The sequence below is a fragment of the Loktanella sp. PT4BL genome (genome assembly GCF_003201935.1).
GTDB lineage: Bacteria > Pseudomonadota > Alphaproteobacteria > Rhodobacterales > Rhodobacteraceae > Yoonia.
Genome location: NZ_QJJL01000002.1, coordinates 76,334 through 96,097, shown reverse-complemented (window position 1 = coordinate 96,097; position 19,764 = coordinate 76,334). Strand labels below are relative to the sequence as shown.

At 60.6% G+C, this 19,764-nt stretch carries 18 protein-coding genes; 14 read left to right on the top strand and 4 right to left on the bottom strand.

Features of this window, described 5'->3' with window-relative positions:
• Positions 1-77 precede the first annotated feature (77 nt).
• The 3 genes from C7964_RS05395 to C7964_RS05385 all read left to right on the top strand — a co-directional run bounded on the left by C7964_RS05395 (position 78) and on the right by C7964_RS05385 (position 4,145).
• The gene (locus tag C7964_RS05395; RefSeq protein ID WP_110278675.1) at positions 78-2,174 is read left to right on the top strand and encodes a DEAD/DEAH box helicase; all 2,097 of its coding nucleotides are present in this window, start codon (positions 78-80) and stop codon (positions 2,172-2,174) included.
• 353 nt (positions 2,175-2,527) lie between these two features.
• Positions 2,528-2,860, top strand: coding sequence for a TfoX/Sxy family protein (locus C7964_RS05390; RefSeq protein WP_110278674.1), 333 nt, complete (start codon positions 2,528-2,530; stop codon positions 2,858-2,860).
• Between the two features lie 85 nt (positions 2,861-2,945).
• Complete coding sequence (locus C7964_RS05385; RefSeq protein ID WP_110278673.1) at positions 2,946-4,145, top strand: MFS transporter; 1,200 nt, start codon at positions 2,946-2,948, stop codon at positions 4,143-4,145.
• Positions 4,146-4,170: 25 nt separating this feature from the next.
• On the opposite strand, the gene ndk is transcribed toward C7964_RS05385, so the two are convergent.
• On the bottom strand, positions 4,171-4,593 hold the full coding sequence (ndk, locus tag C7964_RS05380) for a nucleoside-diphosphate kinase (RefSeq protein WP_110278672.1): 423 nt from the start codon (positions 4,591-4,593) through the stop codon (positions 4,171-4,173).
• A 124-nt stretch (positions 4,594-4,717) separates the two neighbouring features.
• Here ndk and C7964_RS05375 point away from each other — a divergent pair, with 124 nt between their 5' ends.
• A complete protein-coding gene (locus C7964_RS05375) occupies positions 4,718-6,028 on the top strand; it encodes an MFS transporter (protein WP_110278671.1) in 1,311 nt (436 codons plus the stop codon).
• Here C7964_RS05375 and C7964_RS05370 read toward each other — a convergent pair.
• On the bottom strand, positions 6,025-6,918 hold the full coding sequence (locus tag C7964_RS05370) for a DMT family transporter (RefSeq protein ID WP_110278670.1): 894 nt from the start codon (positions 6,916-6,918) through the stop codon (positions 6,025-6,027). The genes C7964_RS05375 and C7964_RS05370 overlap by 4 nt on opposite strands.
• Before the next feature lie 105 nt (positions 6,919-7,023).
• Between C7964_RS05370 and C7964_RS05365 the strand changes: the two genes are divergently transcribed.
• From C7964_RS05365 to C7964_RS05350, 4 genes are all read left to right on the top strand, one after another.
• Positions 7,024-8,877, top strand: a complete 1,854-nt coding sequence (locus tag C7964_RS05365) for an ABC-F family ATP-binding cassette domain-containing protein (protein WP_110279419.1) — start codon at positions 7,024-7,026, stop codon at positions 8,875-8,877.
• A gap of 87 nt (positions 8,878-8,964) precedes the next feature.
• Positions 8,965-9,594, top strand: a complete 630-nt coding sequence (locus tag C7964_RS05360; protein ID WP_110278669.1) for a MarC family protein — start codon at positions 8,965-8,967, stop codon at positions 9,592-9,594.
• 16 nt (positions 9,595-9,610) lie between these two features.
• Positions 9,611-10,189 carry a retropepsin-like aspartic protease family protein gene (locus C7964_RS05355; protein WP_110278668.1) on the top strand — a complete coding sequence of 193 codons (579 nt, stop codon included), beginning with the start codon at positions 9,611-9,613 and terminating at the stop codon, positions 10,187-10,189.
• On the top strand, positions 10,186-10,281 hold the full coding sequence (locus C7964_RS05350; RefSeq protein WP_110278667.1) for a DNA polymerase III subunit chi: 96 nt from the start codon (positions 10,186-10,188) through the stop codon (positions 10,279-10,281). The genes C7964_RS05355 and C7964_RS05350 overlap by 4 nt, the downstream gene beginning before the upstream one ends.
• 27 nt (positions 10,282-10,308) lie before the next feature.
• Here C7964_RS05350 and C7964_RS05345 read toward each other — a convergent pair whose 3' ends face one another.
• Together C7964_RS05345 and C7964_RS05340 are read right to left on the bottom strand one after the other, a co-directional pair.
• Complete coding sequence (locus C7964_RS05345) at positions 10,309-10,773, bottom strand: DNA polymerase III subunit chi (RefSeq protein ID WP_110278666.1); 465 nt, start codon at positions 10,771-10,773, stop codon at positions 10,309-10,311.
• Positions 10,773-12,242, bottom strand: coding sequence for a leucyl aminopeptidase (locus C7964_RS05340; RefSeq protein WP_110278665.1), 1,470 nt, complete (start codon positions 12,240-12,242; stop codon positions 10,773-10,775). The genes C7964_RS05345 and C7964_RS05340 overlap by 1 nt, the downstream gene beginning before the upstream one ends.
• 161 nt (positions 12,243-12,403) lie before the next feature.
• On the opposite strand from C7964_RS05340, the gene lptF reads away from it, so the two are divergent.
• From lptF to rsmA, 6 genes are read left to right on the top strand one after another with little or no spacing between them, the layout of a single operon-like run.
• Entirely contained in the window at positions 12,404-13,513 is a 1,110-nt protein-coding gene (lptF, locus tag C7964_RS05335) for an LPS export ABC transporter permease LptF (protein WP_110278664.1), read from the top strand.
• Positions 13,510-14,604 carry an LPS export ABC transporter permease LptG gene (gene lptG / locus C7964_RS05330; protein ID WP_110278663.1) on the top strand — a complete coding sequence of 365 codons (1,095 nt, stop codon included), beginning with the start codon at positions 13,510-13,512 and terminating at the stop codon, positions 14,602-14,604. Before lptF ends, lptG begins: the two co-directional genes overlap by 4 nt.
• Positions 14,604-16,691, top strand: a complete 2,088-nt coding sequence (locus C7964_RS05325; protein WP_110278662.1) for an LPS-assembly protein LptD — start codon at positions 14,604-14,606, stop codon at positions 16,689-16,691. The genes lptG and C7964_RS05325 overlap by 1 nt, the downstream gene beginning before the upstream one ends.
• Complete coding sequence (locus C7964_RS05320) at positions 16,688-17,923, top strand: peptidylprolyl isomerase (protein WP_286163790.1); 1,236 nt, start codon at positions 16,688-16,690, stop codon at positions 17,921-17,923. The genes C7964_RS05325 and C7964_RS05320 overlap by 4 nt, the downstream gene beginning before the upstream one ends.
• Positions 17,923-18,879 (top strand): 4-hydroxythreonine-4-phosphate dehydrogenase PdxA, encoded by a 957-nt coding sequence (gene pdxA / locus C7964_RS05315; protein ID WP_110278661.1) that lies wholly within the window; start codon positions 17,923-17,925, stop codon positions 18,877-18,879. The genes C7964_RS05320 and pdxA overlap by 1 nt, the downstream gene beginning before the upstream one ends.
• Positions 18,866-19,708, top strand: coding sequence for a 16S rRNA (adenine(1518)-N(6)/adenine(1519)-N(6))-dimethyltransferase RsmA (gene rsmA / locus C7964_RS05310; RefSeq protein ID WP_110278660.1), 843 nt, complete (start codon positions 18,866-18,868; stop codon positions 19,706-19,708). Before pdxA ends, rsmA begins: the two co-directional genes overlap by 14 nt.
• Positions 19,709-19,764 lie beyond the last annotated feature (56 nt).

Sequence of the window (19,764 nt, the reverse complement as noted above, 5' to 3'; positions counted from 1 at the left end):
GTCGCCGATTTCCCCCTATACAAACAACCAACACAGGCGTAGGGCGCAGGTCTAACGCCCATGAAAGCACTTTTTATATGATCACGACCCTCGCCGACGCCCTTGCCAAACAGGGCTATACCGACCTCACCCCCGTCCAGGAGGCCGTGACGGACGACGCACTCGTCGGTCAGGATCTTCTTGTGTCCGCGCAAACGGGGTCCGGTAAAACAGTCGGCTTCGGGCTTGCTATTGGTCCGACCATCCTGAACGAAGAGGGCCAGTTCGGCCCGCAGAGTGCGCCGCAGGCGCTGATTATCGCACCCACACGCGAATTGGCCCTGCAGGTCAAACGCGAATTGCAGTGGCTTTACGCCGGTGCCGGCGCGACGCTGGCCTCTTGTGTCGGCGGCATGGATTTCCGCGACGAACGCCGCCATCTGGAACGCGGCGCGCATATCGTCGTCGCAACCCCCGGCCGTCTGCGTGACCATATCATGCGCGGCACGATTGACCTGTCCGAGATCAAGGCCGTCGTGCTGGATGAAGCGGACGAGATGCTTGATCTGGGTTTTCGCGAAGACCTCGAATTCATTCTTGATCAGGCCCCCGCAACCCGCCGCACCCTGATGTTTTCTGCCACCGTCCCGCCGATGATTGCGACACTGGCCAAATCCTATCAGCGTGACGCCGTCCGGATTGCGACGACCAGCAAGGAAAGCCAGCACGCCGATATCGAATACCGCGCATTGACCGTTGCCAACCACGACATCGACGCCGCCATCGTCAACGTGCTGCGCTACTACGATGCGCCCAATTCCATCGTCTTCTGCAACACACGCGCGATGGTCACGCGCCTAACCACGCGCCTGTCGAACCGTGGCTTCTCGGTTGTGGCCCTCTCCGGTGAACTCACGCAATCCGAACGCTCCAACGCGCTGCAAGCCATGCGTGACGGGCGTGCCAAGGTCTGTGTGGCCACCGATGTGGCCGCACGCGGCATTGACCTGCCCAACCTCGAACTGGTGATCCACGCAGAACTGCCCACCAACGCCGAAACCCTACTGCACCGCTCGGGCCGCACGGGCCGCGCGGGCCGCAAGGGGATCTCTGCCCTGATCGTGCCTGCCAAGATGAAACGGCGCGGTGAAAACCTGCTGAAATGGGGCAAACTGACCGCAACTTGGGCGCTGCCACCCTCTGCCGAAGAGGTTGCGGCCAAAGACGAAGAGCGTCTACTGACCGATCCGGTCTGGTCCGAGGATTTCACCGAAGAAGAAATCACATTCGCGGCACGTCTGCTGGAACAGCACGCGCCCGAAAAAATCGCTGCCGCCTACCTGCGCCTTTATGCTGGCAAGCAATCAGCACCCGAATTCATTTCTGAATACAAAGATGGCCCCGCCGCCAAGGAACGCGCTCCGCGCGAGGTGAAATCCTTTGGCCCTTCCAAATGGTTCAGTGTCGATATCGGGCGCGAAGGCAAGGCCGAGGCGCGCTGGCTCCTGCCGATGATCTGCAAGGCCGGTGGGATCACCAAAAACGAAATCGGCGCGATCCGCATCCAGCCCAATGAGACATTCATCGAAATTTCCGCTCCTTCCGTCCCAGGCTTTCTGGACAGCGTCGGCAGCGATATGAAGCTGGAAAACCAGGCAACGCTGACCGCCTTGGATGGTGCCCCGCAACTTGGCGAACGCGGTCCGCGCAAAACCAAGCGTGACTATGACGACGGCTCGAAACGCGCACCCAAGCGCGATTTTGGCGACAAGCCCAAGCGCGAAGACGGTGATAAACCCAAGCGCCACGCCCCGCGCGATCAGGCGGCCCCGCCACCCTCGCGACAAGATCACGTGCCTGCAATCCAACCGGTCCCCGGTGCCGCCGACGACCACAAAGCACGCAAACCGCGCCATAAACCCGAGCGCCGTGACCACGGTGAGGCACTGACCGAGAAGCGCAGCAAACCACCCTACAAGGGCAAATCGGACGGCAAAAAACCTGCAGGCAAGGGCAAACCGCCCTACAACGCCGACAGCAAACCGCGCAAACCCGGCGCTGGTAAACCCACAGGTAAACCCGCGGGCAATGCCAAGGATACATCCAAACGCTTTGTCCCGCCGGGCGGAAAAGCCAAGCCGCGCAAGGGCTTAGGCAAAGGCGGCGGTGCCGCACCTCGGCGCGGGAAATCCTAAAACCCGCACAATTGGTCACATTTATGTCACGCCAACCCCATCTTGTGGGCACAGCAGACTAGTCCAATGACAACACCAGTCCTTATCATAAACCCCACGAGCAAGCTAAAGGACCAGCAAAATGGCCACAGCAACACCAAAGACAACTTGGCCCGCGCCGGCGCCAAAACCAGCACCGATGGCACCGCAGCAACAGGGCAAACCGACAGCGCCCGTCTATACCGATTACGCGAGTATCTAGCCGTTCACGGGCGCCAATGGCCGGTGAGGCCACGACCAGACCGATCGCCCTCCCCGATCAGCCGTCTGGAACCTCACTGGCCCTTTTTTCGTGGTATGGCTAAGATCGCGACATGGCGGAGCTGACTTCTATCAGGAATATCGGACCTGCATTTGCGGCGTCACTGAAAGCTGTGGGGATCACCACAGCAGAAGAATTGCGTGCGCTTGGCGCAGATACAGCCTATGCCAAGATGCTGGAAGGCGGATCCCGCCCCCATTTCATCGGCTATTACGTGCTGCATATGGCGCTGCAAGGACGGCCCTGGAATGACTGCAAGGGCGAAGAGAAAAAGGCGCTGCGCAAGCAGTTTGACCAGATCAAAGCGGGCAGCTTTGATGAAGACCGCTCGGAACTGGAACGGTTTCTGAACCAGATTGGCGTGGTGGCCGTGGCCAAGGAATAACATCCGGCATCCCCCTACTTTCCCCTCGCGCGTTCCGGCCTTCCTGTTACTGTGCCACGATAACGCATTATGTCAGAGGCCGGAAATGTCGCGGGTCGTGGTCTTCGCTCTCTATTTTTCGGCTATCTTCCTGCAAGCAGGGGCTTACGGGCTAACCTTTATGTTGCCGCGCCTCTTTGACAGTTTCGGGGCCAATGAAAAGGTCGTCGGCGCGATGCTGGCGCTGACGGCGATTTCTACCATCGTCACGGTCTATTTCTCGGGGCATCTGTCCGATCTCTTCGGGCGCCTGCGCACCTTGGGCGGAGCCTGTCTCGCGATTGCGCTCTCGCTCTATCTTTATGCCATCATTGACACGGTCGGCATCGGCCTGATCAGCGCAAGTCTGCTCCTGGGCTTCGGCTGGGGGCTGACCTACTCGCTCGGCCCCATCGTGCTCACAAGGCTGGTGGTGGCAAATGAGCGGACCCGCTTCTTTACACTGCTGTCGCTTTTCGTGATGGCCGGTTTCGGCCTTGCACCTGTTCTTGCCGCCGCACTTGAGGGCGCAGGCTATTCCGTGCGCGATGCCTTCACCCTCACGGCCATTGCCTGCCTTGTCAGCGCGGCCCTGTTCTTTGGCCTCAACGGGGCCGTCAAAACCCATGCGGTCACGCCCATTGCCGAGGTCCCCTCGCGCATCACCTTGGCGGCCCTGCGCGGCGTGGCGCGCTCATCTGCTCTCTTGCCGGTGGCGATGGTCTGTCTGGGGGCGAGCGTCTTTGCAGGTATGGCCAATTTCCAGACCGTTTTCGCCGATGCGCGCGGGCTGGATTACGCGCAATTCTTCCTGACCTACACCACAACGGTGGTTGTCGGACGGATGATCCTTGCGCGCTATAAGGGGGGCGAGAACACGTATCGCACCATCGCGGTGCTGCAATATATCATGGGCGCCAGCGTGGTGCTGTTCATCTTCAGCGGGGCCAGCCTGCCCGCCTATCTGCTCGTCGCCTTCTTATTCGGGGTCGGCTACGGCATGTCCTATCCGCTGCTGGTCAGCATGGCCGCACAGGATGCTGATGACGGTCTGGGCGCCCAGACGCTGCAGCTTTTTGCGCTGACCTACTTTATCGGGATTTTCGGCTTTCCCCTGATCGCAGGCTGGATGATCGTCGAGGTCGGGACCACCGCACTGTTGATCCTCACGGCCATGCTCGCGATCATCGAGGCCACGCTGGCGCTGCGACGTGCGCAAAGAAAAAACCGTCCGCACCAATCAGGTGCGGACGGTTCTGTTGCTTGACCCTAAGGTCGGGGCCTGCTCCGACTTAACCGACCAGTTCGAGACCGGAGAAGAAGAAAGCGATCTCTTCTGCCGCTGTCTCTGGTGCGTCGGAGCCGTGGACCGAGTTTTCGCCGATGGACAGCGCGAATTCCTTGCGGATCGTGCCGGGTGCTGCGTCGGCAGGGTTTGTGGCACCCATAACTTCGCGGTTCTTTGCAATCGCGTCTTCACCTTCGAGAACCTGCACAACAATCGGCTCGGAGATCATGAATTCGCATAGCTCGCCAAAGAACGGACGCTCGGAGTGCACACCGTAGAACTGCTGCGCCTGTGCCAGTGTCAGCTGGATGCGCTTGGATGCGACAACGCGCAGGCCTGCTTCTTCGAATTTCGCGGTGATTGCACCTGTCAGGTTACGCTTGGTGGCGTCAGGTTTGATGATGGAAAAAGTACGCTGGATAGCCATGTGAGCCTCTTGATGAATTACGCGGCGGATGCCGCGGTGAAATGATGGCTGCGCCCTACCATGCGCGTCTGGCCATGAAAAGGCGTGAATTGCGCCACCCCCCGCGACCCGCTAGCGTGGATGCATGTGGACCCTCATGAAACACCCCGTCTTTGGCCGGCTCTTCGGGGCGCAGGTGGTCGCATTGTTGGGCACGGGGCTCTTGACGGTGGCCCTTGGTCTGTTGGCGTTTGATCTCGCTGGGGCTGCTGCGGGTGCTGTGCTGGGCACGGCCTATGCGATCAAGATGGTGGCCTATGTGGGCCTGTCCCCGGTTGCCGGCGCTCTGGTCGCAAACCTGCCGCGCAAGCCTGTGTTGATCATGGCAGATCTTGTGCGTGCAGCGGTCGCCCTGTCCCTGCCCTTTATCAGCGAGGTCTGGCAGATTTATCTCGCCATTTTCCTGCTGCAAACCGCATCGGCGACGTTCACGCCCGCCTATCAGGCGACAATCCCTGATGTTTTGGAGGATGAGGACGACTATGCCCGCGCGCTCTCGCTCTCACGGCTGGCATACGATCTGGAAAACCTCATCAGCCCCGCTTTGGCTGGTCTGCTCTTGCTGATGATCAGCTATCACTGGCTTTTTGGCGGCACTGTGATCGGCTTTGCCTTTTCGGCCTTCCTGATCTGGGGCACGCTGCTTCCTGCCCGCCAACGTACCAAAGACCGCCCGTTCCGTACGCGCCTGACGCGCGGCGTGCGGATTTATCTGGCCACCCCCCGCCTGCGCGGCTTGCTGGCGCTTACGCTGACCGCCGCTGCCGCAAGCGCCTTTGTGATTGTGAATACCGTGGTCGTCGTGCGCAGCGGCTTTGGCGGGACCGACGGCGATGTGGCGATTGCGCTGGCGGCCTTTGGCGGCGGCTCCATGATCGCGGCGCTGGCGCTGCCAGCCATGCTCAAACGCCTCAGTGACCGTCCTGTCATGCTGACAGGCGCGGCTCTTCTCACGGTGCTTATGGCACTCCAGGCCTTCATCACCGTCAACTGGCCCGTGTTCCTTGCGCTCTGGGCCCTTCTCGGCCTCGGGTATTCAGCGACGCTCACGCCCCAGGGCAGGCTCTTGCGCCGCTCGGCCCATGCCGAGGACCGGCAGGCAATCTTTACCGCGCAATTCGCGCTGTCGCATGTGTGCTGGCTCTTTACCTATCCGCTGGCGGGGAACGCAATGAACGCCTGGGGGATGGGGCCGACTTTGGGTATTCTGGCCGTCGTCGGAGCCATCGGGCTGACCGCTGCCCTGCGCCTTTGGCCCGTGGGCGATCCGGTGATCGTCACCCACAGCCATGACGACCTGCCCGACAATCACCCCCATCTTGCAGGCGGCGGTCACAGACACGCCCATGCTTTGGTGATTGACGATGAACACCACGCATGGCCGACACAGGGCTAGGCAGGCTTCCTTTTCCGTTCGGGCAGAAACTCCAGCACACCTGCGATCAAGACCAAACTGCCGCCGATCCATTCGGCAGGCGACAACACCTCACCGGCAATCACCGAGGCCGAGGCCACACTGACCAGCACCTCCGAGATCATCAAAATCCCCACGCGCGCCGGTTCCAGCTTTGTCGTAGCCCAAAGCAGGCCCACGATCGAAAGCGCCCACCACAGGGTTGCAGAGAATACCACCCAAAAGGCAACGACGCCCGGTTGCGGCAGTGCCGCGATATCCGGCAAAGGGGCCACGAGAGGCGCCAGAATCAGCCCGCCTCCCAAAGCCCCCACGGCAAACAGGAACGTGCTTTCCGCAGGTCCCGCCGTGGCCTTCACCTTGATCCCGATCGAGGCCACGGCCCACAAAAACCCGCTTGTCAGGCCAAGCCATTCGCCAAGCCCGCGGGGCACCGGCAGCTGACCATCCCCGCCCAACATCAACACAAGCCCTGCAATGCCTGCCAGAAGCGCGGCAATCCGGGGCCCCGTGATCGGCCAACCCATCAGGTAACGCCCGATGAGCGTGCTCCAGATTGGGGTGAGATAGAACAGGATCACAATAATCGCCACGCGCCCGTAGAGCAGGCCCAGCGAGTAAAACATCAGCGAACAGCCGCCCAGGACAAGCGAGGCAACAGCCATGGGGTGCGAACCCATAAGCCGAAGGCGCCCACGCCACCCCCAAGGGGCCATGACCATCACAGCCACGACCATGATCGCCACAGTACCCCAAGGCCCCGTCAGCCCCAGCGCATCAATCTGGCGTAACGGCAGCCAGTAAAAGCCCCAAAGCATGCCGAAACCCACAATGGTGAGACTGGCCAGAAAGATCGTGCGCGGCGTATCCATATCCACCGCTTAGCAACCCGCCCCGCATGGCACCAGCCACAACAATCGCAGGGCTACAGAAAACGGGTGATTGACCCCGCCCAGACGATCAATCATAGCGCGCATATGCTCAAGATTTCAGATATCACCTATTCCGTCGAAGGCCGCACGCTGGTCGAACACGCAACCGTCACCATCCCTGCCGGCCATAAGGTCGGGCTAGTGGGGCGCAATGGCTCGGGCAAGACCACGCTGTTTCGGGTGATCCGCGGCGAAATGGTGCTTGATACGGGCAGTGTCAGCATCCCCAAAGGCTGGAAGATCGGCGGCGTCAGCCAGGAAGTGCCCGGCAACGAAGTGTCGTTGATCAACACCGTATTGCGTGCCGATACCGAACGCGAGGCGCTTTTGGCCGAGGCCGAGACCGCCACAGACCCCGCCCGCATTGCCGAGGTGCAGACACGTCTGGCCGATATCGAGGCATGGTCCGCCGAGGCGCGCGCCGCCACCATCCTGCGTGGTCTGGGCTTTACCCATGAAGAGCAACAGATGCCATGTTCTGCCTTTTCGGGCGGCTGGCGTATGCGCGTGGCCCTCGCCGCTGTGCTGTTCTCCGAACCCGATCTGTTGCTACTCGACGAGCCGACAAACTATCTCGACCTTGAAGGTGCGCTCTGGCTTGAAGCCTATCTGGTCAAATACCCCCATACCGTGCTGATCGTCAGCCACGACCGCGAGTTGCTGAACCGCTCGGTCGGCGGCATCCTGCACCTCGAAGACAAGGGGCTGATCTACTACACCGGTCCCTATGACACTTTCGCGCGCCAACGCGCCGCCAACCGTGCGGTGCAGGCTGCGGCTGCGAAAAAGCAGGATGCGCAACGCGCGCATTTGCAGGCCTTTGTCGACCGTTTCAAGGCGAAAGCCTCGAAGGCCAAGCAGGCACAATCACGCGTTAAGATGCTCGAAAAGATGGAAACGATCCGCGCGCCCGAAGATGCGGCACGCACGGTCTTTACCTTCCCCGAGCCGGAAGAACTCTCGCCACCGATCATTGCCACCGAAGGGGCGGCTGTGGGCTATGGCAACCACATCGTGCTGCATGACCTGAACCTGCGGATTGATCAGGACGACCGGATCGCCCTTCTGGGGCGCAACGGTGAAGGTAAATCAACCCTGTCGAAAATGCTCTCGGACCGCCTGCCGCTGGCACGCGGGAAAATGGTGACCTCGAACAAATTGCGCATCGGTTTCTTCGCACAGCATCAGGTGGATGAGCTGCGGATCGAGGAAACCCCGCTTGACCACCTCTTCCGCGAACGCCCCAATGAAGGCCAGGCCAAGCTGCGCGCGCGCCTTGCCGGATTCGGGCTTGGTGCGGATCAAGCCGATACCGCAGTGGGCCGTCTGTCCGGGGGGCAAAAGGCACGTCTGTCGCTTTTGCTGGCCACCCTGCCCGCGCCACACCTTCTGATCCTCGACGAGCCCACCAACCACCTTGATATCGAAAGCCGCGAAGCGCTGGTTGAGGCTCTGACCGCCTATTCCGGTGCAGTAATCCTTGTCAGCCACGACATGCACCTTTTGTCCATGGTGGCCGACCGTCTGTGGCTTGTGAAAGACGGCCATGTCACAACTTACGATGACGACCTGAACGCCTATCGCAAAATGCTGCTGACGCCGGAAAAGCCCCGTGAAAAGGAAAAACCCGCCCCCGTCAAAGCGCCGAAACCCTCGCGCGAAGCGATTGCCGCGTTGCGCAAAGAGGTGCGCAACAACGAAGAGCGGGTCAAGAAAATCAACGACATGCGTGACAAACTCGCCAAGAAACTGGCCGATCCGGTCCTCTACGAGGATGGCAAGGCGGGCGAGCTTGCCACATGGAACAAGAAATACGCCGAAGTGATGGAGGGTCTGGACCGCGCCGAAACCATGTGGATGGCATCGCTCGAGAAACTCGAAAAAGCCGAGAAAAGCTGATCCCGGACTTTCTGCGTCCCCTCAAACTTCCGCCGGAGGCAATCCTGCCCTTGCCACCGCGCGGTCCCATCTGGCAGACACATGACCATGACCGAAATACCAGCCCTCATCGCAGCCTTCACCACGCTGTTCATCATCATCGACCCTCCCGGTCTTGCGCCGGTGTTCATTGCGCTGACCCAAGGGATGACCGCGCAGCAACGCCGCGCCATTGCCCTGCGTGCCTTTCTGGTCGCCGTCGGCCTGATGATGGTGTTTCTGGTGCTGGGCGAGGCCGTATTGGGCTTCATCGGCATCTCGATGGATGCCTTCCGCATCGCGGGCGGGATACTGCTTTTCCTGACCGCGCTGGACATGCTTTTCCAGCGCCGGCAGGCGCGGCGCGCCGGTGAGGCCGCCGAAGGACAGGCCGAACACCAGGATGACCCGTCGGTCTTTCCGCTGGCGCTGCCCCTGATTGTCGGCCCTGGTGCCATCACCACGGTGATCCTGCTGGCAGGCGAGGCACAGGGTGCCGCCGATATGGGCGCCATCGCGGGCGTCATCTTTGCGGTGCTGCTGATCGTCCTTCTGGCCTTCCTTGCCGCGCCAGCAATCGAACGCGCACTGGGCAAAACAGGGCTGAACATCGTCACCCGTCTTTTGGGCATGTTGCTGGCGGCTCTGGCCGTGCAATTCGTGCTTGATGGCCTGCGGGGTTTTGGGATCGGCGCCTAGTGCCTATATCTGAACCATGACCACTGACCAAATCATGCAACTGACCTATCTGGTCCTTCTGGGGGCCGCCATCGGCGGCTCTGCGATCGTGGTCGGGCGCAAGAATATGGGCAAGATGGCGCAGCAGGCCGCGATCTGGGCGCTGATCTTTATCGGCGTGATCGGCGCTTACGGGCTGTGGGAAGATATCAGCAATAACGTCAACCCGCGCCAGACCATCCTCAGCGAAAGTGCCATCGCGGTGCCGCGCAGGGCTGACGGGCACTATCACCTGACCCTTGATGTCAACGGCACAGCGGTTGATTTCGTCATCGACACCGGTGCCAGCCAGGTCGTGTTGTCCCAACGCGATGCGGCACGGATCGGGATTGATGCCAACAGCCTGGATTACTCGGGTGCCGCCAGCACCGCCAATGGCGTGGTGCGGACAGCCCCAGTGGTGCTGGATCAGGTGCGCTTGGGCGATATCACCGACCGCAATGTGCCTGCGGTCGTCAACGGCGGCGATATGGATAATTCGCTGCTGGGCATGACCTATCTGGGGCTTTACAACCGGATCGAGATTTCCAACGGCGAACTGGTGTTGAACCGATGATCAGAGCTATTGCCATCCTGCTGCTTCTGGCCGCCTGCACGCCCGCGCCCGCCGAGCTGCCCGAAGGGTTTGACCCGACGTTCACGTTCTAGCGGATCGCGCGCCTCAGGTAAGGTGGATCAGGATCCACCCTCCTTTTCAGCTTTCTTCGTCCAGCGCCCCGCCTCTTGCGCCCAGTATTGCGCAGCACAGCCTGCGTCGGTCAGCGCCTTCCACTGGCCACGCGCCACATCAAGTGCGGCACCATCATGGCCATCAAACAAGATACAGGTCCGCTCGGCGGCGCTGACTTCCTCGGCGCTAACGGCCGCCCCGCCCACGCTCATGACGCAGGCAAACCCGTCACTGGGCACATCGCCCAACAGAACAGGTTGGTCTGCGTCATAGGGCCCGCCCGCAAGGCCATGGGGCAGAAAGCCGTCCTCGGGGCCCTGCCACAGCACCTCGTCCAACCGCTTCAAAAGTGTCGCGTCATGCCCGCGCACCAGCACCCGCCAGCCCGCGCCGCGTGCCTTGCCGATCAACATGGGCAAAGTCGCCTCTAGCGGGCTATCGGTCAGGCGGTAGAAAAACGCAGCCCCCATCAACCCTTCTCGTAATTGTCGGCAATCAACCGGTTCAGCGCCATGACACCCCAGCCCGTCGCACCCGCAGGGGCCAGCGTGGTTTCTTTCTTCACGCTGGCGGTACCCGCGATATCCAGATGCGCCCAAGGCACGTCGGGTTTGACAAACCGCTGCAGGAATTGCGCGGCAATCACCGCACCACCCATGCGCCCGCCAACGTTCTTCATATCCGCAATCCGTGATTTCAGCTCCGCGTCATAACCCGCACCCAGTGGCATCCGCCAGACGCCCTCGCCCTCGGCTGCGGCGGCTTTGGCAATCGATGTACTCAGGTCATCCGAGTTCGAGAACATCCCTGCATTTTCATGGCCCAAGGCCACCATGATCGCCCCTGTCAACGTTGCCAGATTGATCATGCCAACAGGCTTGAACCGCTCTTGCGCGTACCACAACACATCGGCCAGCACCAAACGGCCCTCGGCGTCGGTATTGATGATCTCGATCGTGTCGCCCTTCATGGATTTGACTACATCACCGGGGCGGGTCGCATTGCCCGAGGGCATGTTCTCCACCAATCCGACAATTCCCACCACATTGGCCTTGGCCTTGCGCAGCGCGAGCGTACGCATGACACCTGCCACAACGCCCGCACCGCCCATGTCCATGGTCATCTCTTCCATACCACCGGGCTGTTTGAGGCTGATGCCGCCGGTGTCAAAGACCACGCCTTTGCCCACAAAAGCAAAAGGCGCTTCCTTGCCGCCACCGTTCCAGGACATCACAACCACTTTGCTGGGGCTGTCCGATCCTTGGCCGACGCTCAACAACGTGCGCATCCCCAGCTTGGCAAGGTCTTCCTCTTCGAGGATTTCAACCTCGAGCCCCAGTTCCTGCATCGCGGCAAGCCGTGCGGCGAAATCATCCGTGGTCAGCACATTGGCGGGTTCATTCGTCAGATCGCGGGTGAAAAACACGCCTTCGGCCACTGCCGCCAAAGGTGCGGCCGCTTTCGCGACCGCTTCGGGTTTGGAGACCATGAAGGTCACCGTTCCAGCCGTCTTGGCCGGCGCGGTTTTGTGGGTCTCAAACGTGTACCCCCGCAGCGCGAGGCCCAAAGAAATCTCCTCGGCGCGCGCGATTGAACCGGCAAGGATCAGCAGGTCATCACCGTTCTGGATCTTGGCCAGTTGCGCCCCGGCCTTGCGCGCATCCGCACAGCTCGGCTTGCGCCCCAGTTTCACCACGACCACAGCCACCGCCGCCATGCCCACCGGATACCCAAGCGGTGCTACATCGCCCGCAGCCATCTTTTCAAAGGCTGCGCTTTCAACAAACCGCGCCAGCGCCTTGCGGGTCAGCGTGTTCACCTTGCGCGCACCCGCATCCAGCTTGCTGTCGTCCCCGACAAAAACAACAACCTTCCCCGCAGCACCGGCGACAGCCTCAAGGTCAACGTCTTTGAATTGGATTTCAGCGGGTGTGGTCATGGTCTCTCCGATCTGTGTGAATGTCTTGGTGGCAATAGGTAGCCCGCGACCACCCCTTTGACCAGATAGCTGTTCAAACCCGTGCGCGCTTGGGCTAGTTTGGCCCCAACAGAGCGACAGGCATCAAAAAGGACACAGCATTGGGGCGATTCGACAGATATATGTTGTCGCAACTGATGGTGCTGTTCGGCTTTTTCAGCCTTGTGCTGGTGTTGATCTACTGGATCAACCGTGCGGTATCCCTTTTTGACCAATTGATCGCGGACGGCCAGTCTGCTGCGGTTTTCCTTGAGTTCACCGCGCTGTCACTTCCTTCGGTGATGCGGCTGGCCTTGCCTTTGGCAGCCTTTGCAGCGGCAGTCTATGTGACCAACCGCATGTCGACTGAATCCGAGCTGACTGTGGTGCAGGCGACCGGATACTCGCCTTTCCGGCTTGCGCGGCCCGTGATGTATTTCGGGCTGATTGTCGCGGTGATGATGTCGGTCCTGATGCATTTTCTGGTCCCCCTCAGCAGTGCGCGTCTGGTCGAGCGCGAGGCCGAAATCGCGCAAAATATCACGGCGCGGTTTCTGACCGAAGGCCGCTTTCTCGAACCGGTAAACGGCGTCACCTTCTATATCCGCGACATCACGCCAGAGGGGGAATTACGCGATGTCTTCCTCTCGGACACCCGCGACGCTGACGAACAGATAACATACACTGCCGCCAAGGCGTTTCTGGTCCGGCAGGACGGCGTGACACAGTTGGTCATGATCGACGGTATGATCCAGATTCTCAGAACAGCCGATCAACGCCTGTTCCGCACCTCATTTGACGATTTCGCCTTCAACATCAGCAATCTGATGAGTGAACCGCGCACAAGCGGCCGGCGGGAAAATGTTGTCCCGACGTGGGAACTGCTTCGTCCGACACAAGCCCTGCAAGATGAAACGAACCGGTCGGCCGCGGCACTACTGGCGACCGCGCACGACAGGTTCAGCCAATCCATTCTGGGAATCGTTGCCGCGCTTTTGGGATTTTCGGCGCTGATGGTCGGCGGATATAGCCGGTTCGGGGTTTGGAAGCAGATTATTTTCGCAATCGTCCTGATAATCATCGTCAAGGCAATCGAAACATCAGGCATGCGCACCGCGCGCAGCGATCCACAATTCTGGTTTGTTGCCTACCTGCAGTGCATTGTGGGGTTTGTGATGATCTGGTGCCTGCTCTTTTGGGCGAGCCGGCCCTATCTCTTCAAACGCCGGATCCAGGGGGGCAGCGCGCCATGATCCTGCACCGCTATTTCGCACGCCGCTTTCTGGTCACACTGCTGGGTGTCGGCGGGGTGTTTTTCATGATCATGTTCTTTTCCGAACTGGTCGAGCAGTTGCGCCGTTTCGGCAGCGCCGACGCCACTTTCACCGATATGGTGATCCTGAGCCTGCTCAATATCCCTGAAGCGCTTTATGCCATACTGCCATTGATCGTCATTCTCGCGACTGTGGCGCTTTTCCTCAGCCTTGCGCGCTCTTCGGAAATGGTCGTGACACGGGCCGCAGGACGTTCGGCACTGAAAGCATTGCTGGCCCCGCTGACCGTTGCCTTTCTGGCGGGTGTGTTGGCAGTGGCCGTGTTGAACCCGATCGTCGCCGGTACATCAAAAGCATATGAAGTGCGCAGCGACGCCTTGCGCGGTACAAGCTCCGTGCTGTCCATCGGTTCGTCGGGTCTGTGGCTGCGTCAGGGCGATGAAGCCGGACAAACCGTTATCCGTGCCCTCAGTGCCAATCTTGACGGAACGCGATTGAGCGATGTCACCTTCCTGACATTTACGCCCGACGGGGCGCCATTCCAGCGGATCAGCGCGGAAACCGCCGAATTGATGGCGGGTGCATGGGTTCTGCAAGACGTCAAGTCATGGGCTTTGTCCGAAGACACAACACCCGAGGCGACAGCCAAGCTCTTGCCAGAACTCAGCCTGCCTTCCACATTAACCCCTGATCAGATCCGTGACAGCTTTGGTACGCCCTCTTCGATTGCGATCTGGGACCTGCCCGCGTTCATCACGCGGCTGCAAACAGCCGGTTTTTCGGCACAACGCCATCTGATGTGGTTCCACAAAGAACTGGCGCAACCTTTGTTTCTGGTCGCAATGGTCATGATCGGCGCGAGCTTTACCTTGCGGCATCAACGCGGCGGGCGCACCGGCCTGATGGTCATGTTCGCGATCCTGCTGGCGTTCGTGATCTATTTCATCCGTAACTTTGCAGAGGTGCTTGGCGAAAACGGCCAGTTGCCGGTCTTGCTGGCGGCATGGGCCCCGCCCTTTGTCGCGATTGGAATATCCATGGGTTTCCTGTTGCACAACGAGGACGGCTGATGCGCGTTTTCCTGATCCTCTTGATGCTGTGCCTGCCTCTTTCGCTACATGCCCAAGGCGCTGCCACACTCGTGGCGGACAGTGTTGTGCTGACCCAAGACGAACAGCTGATTGCGACGGGCAATGTTGAAGTGCTCTTTGACGGCAGCCGGCTGACCGCCAGCGAGATCGTATTTGATCGCGCCAGCGACACGTTGCAGATTATCGGACCGATCGTCGTTCAGGCGGCGGACGGTACCATCTTTACGGCAGACCGCGCCACACTCGACCCCCGCCTTGAGAACGGTATCTTGCAGGGTGCGCGCATCGTGCTTGATCAACAATTGCAGGTCGCATCAAACCAGATCGACCGCCGCGATGGACGCTATTCGCAACTGTACAAGACCACCGCCACCTCTTGCCGCGTCTGTGGCACGCAGACCCCGTTGTGGGAAATCCGCGCTGAACGGGTGATCCACGATGCAGAAGAACGGCAGCTTTACTTCCGCAACGCCACATTGCGCGTGCGCGGCATACCGGTTCTGTGGTTGCCGCGTATGCGCCTGCCTGATCCGTCGCTCGAGCGGGCCAACGGGCTGCTGGTCCCCGAACAGCGCAATACCACACAACTAGGTTTTGGGATCAAGCTACCCTATTTCATCACGCTTGGTGATCATCGCGACCTGACACTATCACCCTATGTATCGCCGGAAACAACCACGCTCGAGCTGCGCTATCGTCAGGCCTTTGCCAATGGCAACCTGACCGTCGAGGGTGCGATCAGCGACGATACATTGCTGCCGGAAGCACGGTCTTATCTCTTTGCCGAAGGCCGGTTCGATCTTGCCGATGACTATCAACTCAACTTTGATGTCCAAACGTCCAGTGACCCCGCCTATCTTCTGGATTACGGCTATTCGGATATCGACCGCCTAGAAAGCGCGGTGCAACTGCTGCGCGTGATGGACGATACGCTCTTCAATGCACGTTTGACGAATTACGAATCGCTCCGTGATGACGAAGAAGACGCATCCCTCCCCCCGATCATTGCGGATCTGAGTTATGAAACGCGCTATGAACCCGCCTTTGGCGGTGTGTTGCGCTATGGTGCCAGCCTTGATGTGGCCTACAGATATAGCACAATCGACGGGGACGCCGGACGCGATGTCGGCCGCATCGGGACGACAGGCGCATGGTCCGACAGTTGGGTCCTGCCTTATGGCTTTGTGGCAGACATGCAGACCGCATTGCGCGCGGATGTTTATTTCGTCAGCGATGATATCGCCTTCGAAAACGAAGACCTGCGCGTCGCGCCAAGTGTCGGCGCGACATTGCGATGGCCCCTCGGGCGCGTTGGGACTGCGGATGCCACACATCTTCTGGAACCCGTCGTCAGTCTTGGCTGGGCCGAAACCTATGGCGGCACACCTCCCAATGAAGACAGCCTGCGTACCGAACTGGACCGTGCCAACCTTTTTGCCCTTTCACGCTATGCGGGCGATGATCGCATCGAAACAGGCCTGCAAGGTGCCGCCGGAGTGACATGGACGCGTCTGGGCGGGCGGGGGTTCAACTCGGTCCTCAGCTTTGGGCGCGTGTTCCGTCAGGAAGAGCAGGACGGCTTCACCAAGACATCCGGCCTGGACGGGCGCAATTCCGACTGGCTGCTTGCAGGCCAGTTCACAGCGCCCGGCGGTTTCCTTTTTGACACGCGCAGCCTTTGGAATGGCGTGCAGGACCTGACAGTGATCGACAGCCGCATCACGTGGCAAAACGACCGCATATCACTGGGTGCAAACTATGTCTGGCTGGGGCCGGACCCAGAGGAAAACCGCTTGGAAACCAGTTCGGAATGGACAGTCGATGCGGGCTTCGTCATCAATGATGCATGGTCGTTTGACGTGGATGCACGCTATGATCTCGCCGCCGAGCGTCCCGTCCGCGCAGGCGCGGTACTGCAATGGAGAAACGAATGTGTGACCGTCGACGTTTCGGCCTCGCGCCGCTTTACGTCTTCCAGTACGGTTGAACCCACAACAACTTTCGGGATAAGCGGCTCTATCGGCAGCTTTTCCACAGGGCGCGCGACAGGATGCGGAAACGAATGACGGGTTTTGAGATGCTAAAAGGTCGGGTTATGGCGGCGGTGGCTGCCGCACTTATCGGCACATGTGTTGGACCAAGCGCCATCGCGCAAGGACAGCTATCCGCAGTCATCACAGTTGATGACCGTGTGGTGACCCAATACGAACTGACCCAGCGCATCCGTCTGCTTGAACTGTTCCGCACACCGGGTGACCTCAATGAGGCTGCACGCAATGCGCTGATCGAGGATCGCCTGAAACAGCAGGAAATGGCACGTTTCGATGTGACAATTTCCGAGGACGTCCTGCAGCAGGAACTGGAAGCCTTTGCCGAACGCGCCAATCTGACGCTGCCGCAATTCACTCAGGTCCTTGCGCAGAATGGTGTCGATTTCAGCACGTTGCGCGACTTTGTCGAAATCGGCGTGCTTTGGCGCGACTATGTGCGCGCGCGCTTCAGCCGTCAGGTGACAATCACCGATAGCGACGTGGAACGCGCCATTGCGCAGCGCGGCAATGCCCGCTCGCAACTTGAAGTGCTGCTTTCGGAAATCATCATCGCAGCCCCACCCGATCGTGCCGCACGGGCACAGCAGGCGGCCGATCAGATTTCGCGGATGCGCTCTTTTGCAGAGTTTGAAGCCGCTGCGCGCCAGGTTTCAGCTTTGCCGTCGCGTGAAGATGGCGGACGGCTGGGCTGGCTTCCCATTGACAACTATCCGCCGCAAATCCGCGCCATCATCCTTGATCTGGAACCGGGCGAAGTAACCGAACCGATCGAGATCCCCAATGGTATCGCGCTGTTCCAACTCCGCGGCACACGCGAGGCCCTGCGCCCGGCACAGGCCCCCGTCAGCCTTGAATATGCCGCCTATTACATTCCCGGTGGCAAATCCGATGCCGGCCTGCGTCAGGCGGCTGTAGTCAGCGATCAGGTCGACACCTGCGATGATCTCTACGGCGTGGCGCGCAACCAACCTGCCGAGGTGCTTGACCGGTTGACAGTTGCGCCCGCCGCGATCCCCGACGAGATCGCGCTCGAACTGGCCCGCCTTGATCCCGGCGAAGTGTCTTACAACCTGACACGCGACAATGGTGAAACGCTCGTGTTCCTGATGCTTTGTGCACGCAACGCCGCAGGCGCCGACACACTTGATCCCGCCGTCGTGCGCCAGCAAATCCTGAGCCAGCGTCTGACAGCACTTGCCGATGCCCTGTTGGAAGACCTGCGGGCCTCTGCCGTTATCCGCCCCTGATGCAACCGATCGCCATCAGTTGCGGCGAACCGGCGGGGATCGGCCCCGAGATCGCAGTTAAGGCGTGGCAGGCGCTGAGAAACGAAGTGCCGCTATTGTGGATCGGTGATCCGGCGCATCTGCCTGCAGGCACCGATGTGCACCGCGCCACTGATCCCGGCGATATCCATCCCTTCAAGATGACGGTGCTCGCCCGCGATTTCGGCAGCCCCGCCACCCCGGGCAAACCTGACCCGCGCCATGCCAGCGGTGTGATTGCGGCCATCGCCGACGCCGTGGCGCTGGTTCAGGCCGGTGCTGCCCGTGCGCTCTGTACCGCGCCGATCCATAAGGCCGCCCTGATCGACGGTGCCGATTTCGCCTACCCCGGACATACAGAATATCTGGCGGCCCTCGCGGGAACCGATCAGGTGGTGATGATGCTGGCCTGTGATGCCCTGCGCGTCGTGCCGACCACCATACATATCCCGCTGTCGGATGTGCCCACCGCACTGACCGCCAGCCTTCTGACCGATACCCTACTGATTACCCATGCCGCACTGCGGCGCGATTTCGGCATCACCAGGCCGCGCATCGCCGTGGCGGGTTTGAACCCGCATGCGGGCGAAGACGGGAAAATGGGCCATGAAGAGCAGGAAATGATCATCCCTGTCCTGAATGCGCTGCGCGCCCAAGGCATGGATATCAGCGGGCCGATGTCGGCCGACACGATGTTCCATGCAGGCGCGCGTGCGCGCTATGACGTGGCGGTCTGCATGTACCATGATCAGGCGCTGATCCCGATAAAGACGCTGGATTTTTCCGGCGGTGTGAACGTGACACTGGGCCTGCCATTTATCCGCACGTCGCCCGACCACGGCACCGCCTTTGATATCGCAGGCAAAGGGATCGCCGACGCCACCTCGATGATCGCGGCCATCCGTATGGCCGCAACAATGGCCGATGCCCGTGATTGATAACCTGCCCCCCCTGCGCGAGGTAATCGCCACGCATGAGCTGGCCGCGAAAAAATCGCTCGGCCAGAACTTTCTGCTCGATCTGAACCTGACAGCCAAGATTGCGCGGCTTGCCGGTGATCTCACTGGCGCTGACGTGCTCGAAATCGGCCCGGGTCCGGGTGGTCTCACGCGGGGTCTCTTGGCCGAAGGGGCGCGCCGCGTGCTGGCGATTGAAAAAGACCCCCGCTGCATGCCCGCCTTGGCCGAAATTGCCGCGGCCTACCCCGGCAGGTTACAGACCATCAACGGCGATGCGCTTAACGTCAATCCGCTCGAACACCTGACGCAACCGATAAAGATCGCGGCCAACCTGCCCTATAACGTCGGCACGGAACTTCTGGTGCGCTGGCTGACACCGCCGGAATGGCCCCCCTTCTGGGAAAGCCTGACACTGATGTTCCAACGCGAAGTGGCGCAAAGGATCGTCGCAACACCGGGCAGCAAAGCCTACGGGCGGCTGGCGCTCCTGGCGCAGTGGCGCACCGATGCCAAAATGGTGCTGGAACTGCCGCCCGAGGCCTTCAGCCCCCCACCCAAAGTAAACTCCGCCGTGGTCCACCTGACCGCCCTGCCCGCCCCGCGCTATCCCGCGGATCCTGCCACGCTCAACAAAGTGGTGGCCGCCGCGTTCAACCAGCGCCGCAAGATGCTGCGCTCGGCACTCAAATCCGTCAGCCCAGATATCGAAGACCACCTAAATGCTGTCGGCATCAAACCCACGGAACGCGCCGAACAGGTCGGATTAGAGGCCTTCTGCGCCTTGGCAAGAAGCCTCGACGCAGCCTAGGGCCCTGATCCCCGGGCTTTCCATGTCCCATCAAACTTCCGCCGGCGGCAATCCTG

What these genes read in the sequence shown, in the direction of transcription:
- C7964_RS05345 (WP_110278666.1), bottom strand. Translation starts at nt 10,773, where the DNA reads ATGGGGGCTGCGTTTTTCTACCGCCTGACCGATAGCCCGCTAGAGGCG.
- C7964_RS05385 (WP_110278673.1), top strand. Translation starts at nt 2,946, where the DNA reads ATGTCGCGGGTCGTGGTCTTCGCTCTCTATTTTTCGGCTATCTTCCTG.
- rsmA (WP_110278660.1), top strand. Translation starts at nt 18,866, where the DNA reads ATGCCCGTGATTGATAACCTGCCCCCCCTGCGCGAGGTAATCGCCACG.
- C7964_RS05355 (WP_110278668.1), top strand. Translation starts at nt 9,611, where the DNA reads ATGACCACTGACCAAATCATGCAACTGACCTATCTGGTCCTTCTGGGG.
- C7964_RS05395 (WP_110278675.1), top strand. Translation starts at nt 78, where the DNA reads ATGATCACGACCCTCGCCGACGCCCTTGCCAAACAGGGCTATACCGAC.
- C7964_RS05365 (WP_110279419.1), top strand. Translation starts at nt 7,024, where the DNA reads ATGCTCAAGATTTCAGATATCACCTATTCCGTCGAAGGCCGCACGCTG.
- pdxA (WP_110278661.1), top strand. Translation starts at nt 17,923, where the DNA reads ATGCAACCGATCGCCATCAGTTGCGGCGAACCGGCGGGGATCGGCCCC.
- C7964_RS05325 (WP_110278662.1), top strand. Translation starts at nt 14,604, where the DNA reads ATGCGCGTTTTCCTGATCCTCTTGATGCTGTGCCTGCCTCTTTCGCTA.
- C7964_RS05350 (WP_110278667.1), top strand. Translation starts at nt 10,186, where the DNA reads ATGATCAGAGCTATTGCCATCCTGCTGCTTCTGGCCGCCTGCACGCCC.
- lptF (WP_110278664.1), top strand. Translation starts at nt 12,404, where the DNA reads ATGTTGTCGCAACTGATGGTGCTGTTCGGCTTTTTCAGCCTTGTGCTG.
- C7964_RS05375 (WP_110278671.1), top strand. Translation starts at nt 4,718, where the DNA reads ATGTGGACCCTCATGAAACACCCCGTCTTTGGCCGGCTCTTCGGGGCG.
- C7964_RS05320 (WP_286163790.1), top strand. Translation starts at nt 16,688, where the DNA reads ATGACGGGTTTTGAGATGCTAAAAGGTCGGGTTATGGCGGCGGTGGCT.
- ndk (WP_110278672.1), bottom strand. Translation starts at nt 4,593, where the DNA reads ATGGCTATCCAGCGTACTTTTTCCATCATCAAACCTGACGCCACCAAG.
- C7964_RS05370 (WP_110278670.1), bottom strand. Translation starts at nt 6,918, where the DNA reads ATGGATACGCCGCGCACGATCTTTCTGGCCAGTCTCACCATTGTGGGT.
- lptG (WP_110278663.1), top strand. Translation starts at nt 13,510, where the DNA reads ATGATCCTGCACCGCTATTTCGCACGCCGCTTTCTGGTCACACTGCTG.
- C7964_RS05390 (WP_110278674.1), top strand. Translation starts at nt 2,528, where the DNA reads ATGGCGGAGCTGACTTCTATCAGGAATATCGGACCTGCATTTGCGGCG.
- C7964_RS05360 (WP_110278669.1), top strand. Translation starts at nt 8,965, where the DNA reads ATGACCGAAATACCAGCCCTCATCGCAGCCTTCACCACGCTGTTCATC.
- C7964_RS05340 (WP_110278665.1), bottom strand. Translation starts at nt 12,242, where the DNA reads ATGACCACACCCGCTGAAATCCAATTCAAAGACGTTGACCTTGAGGCT.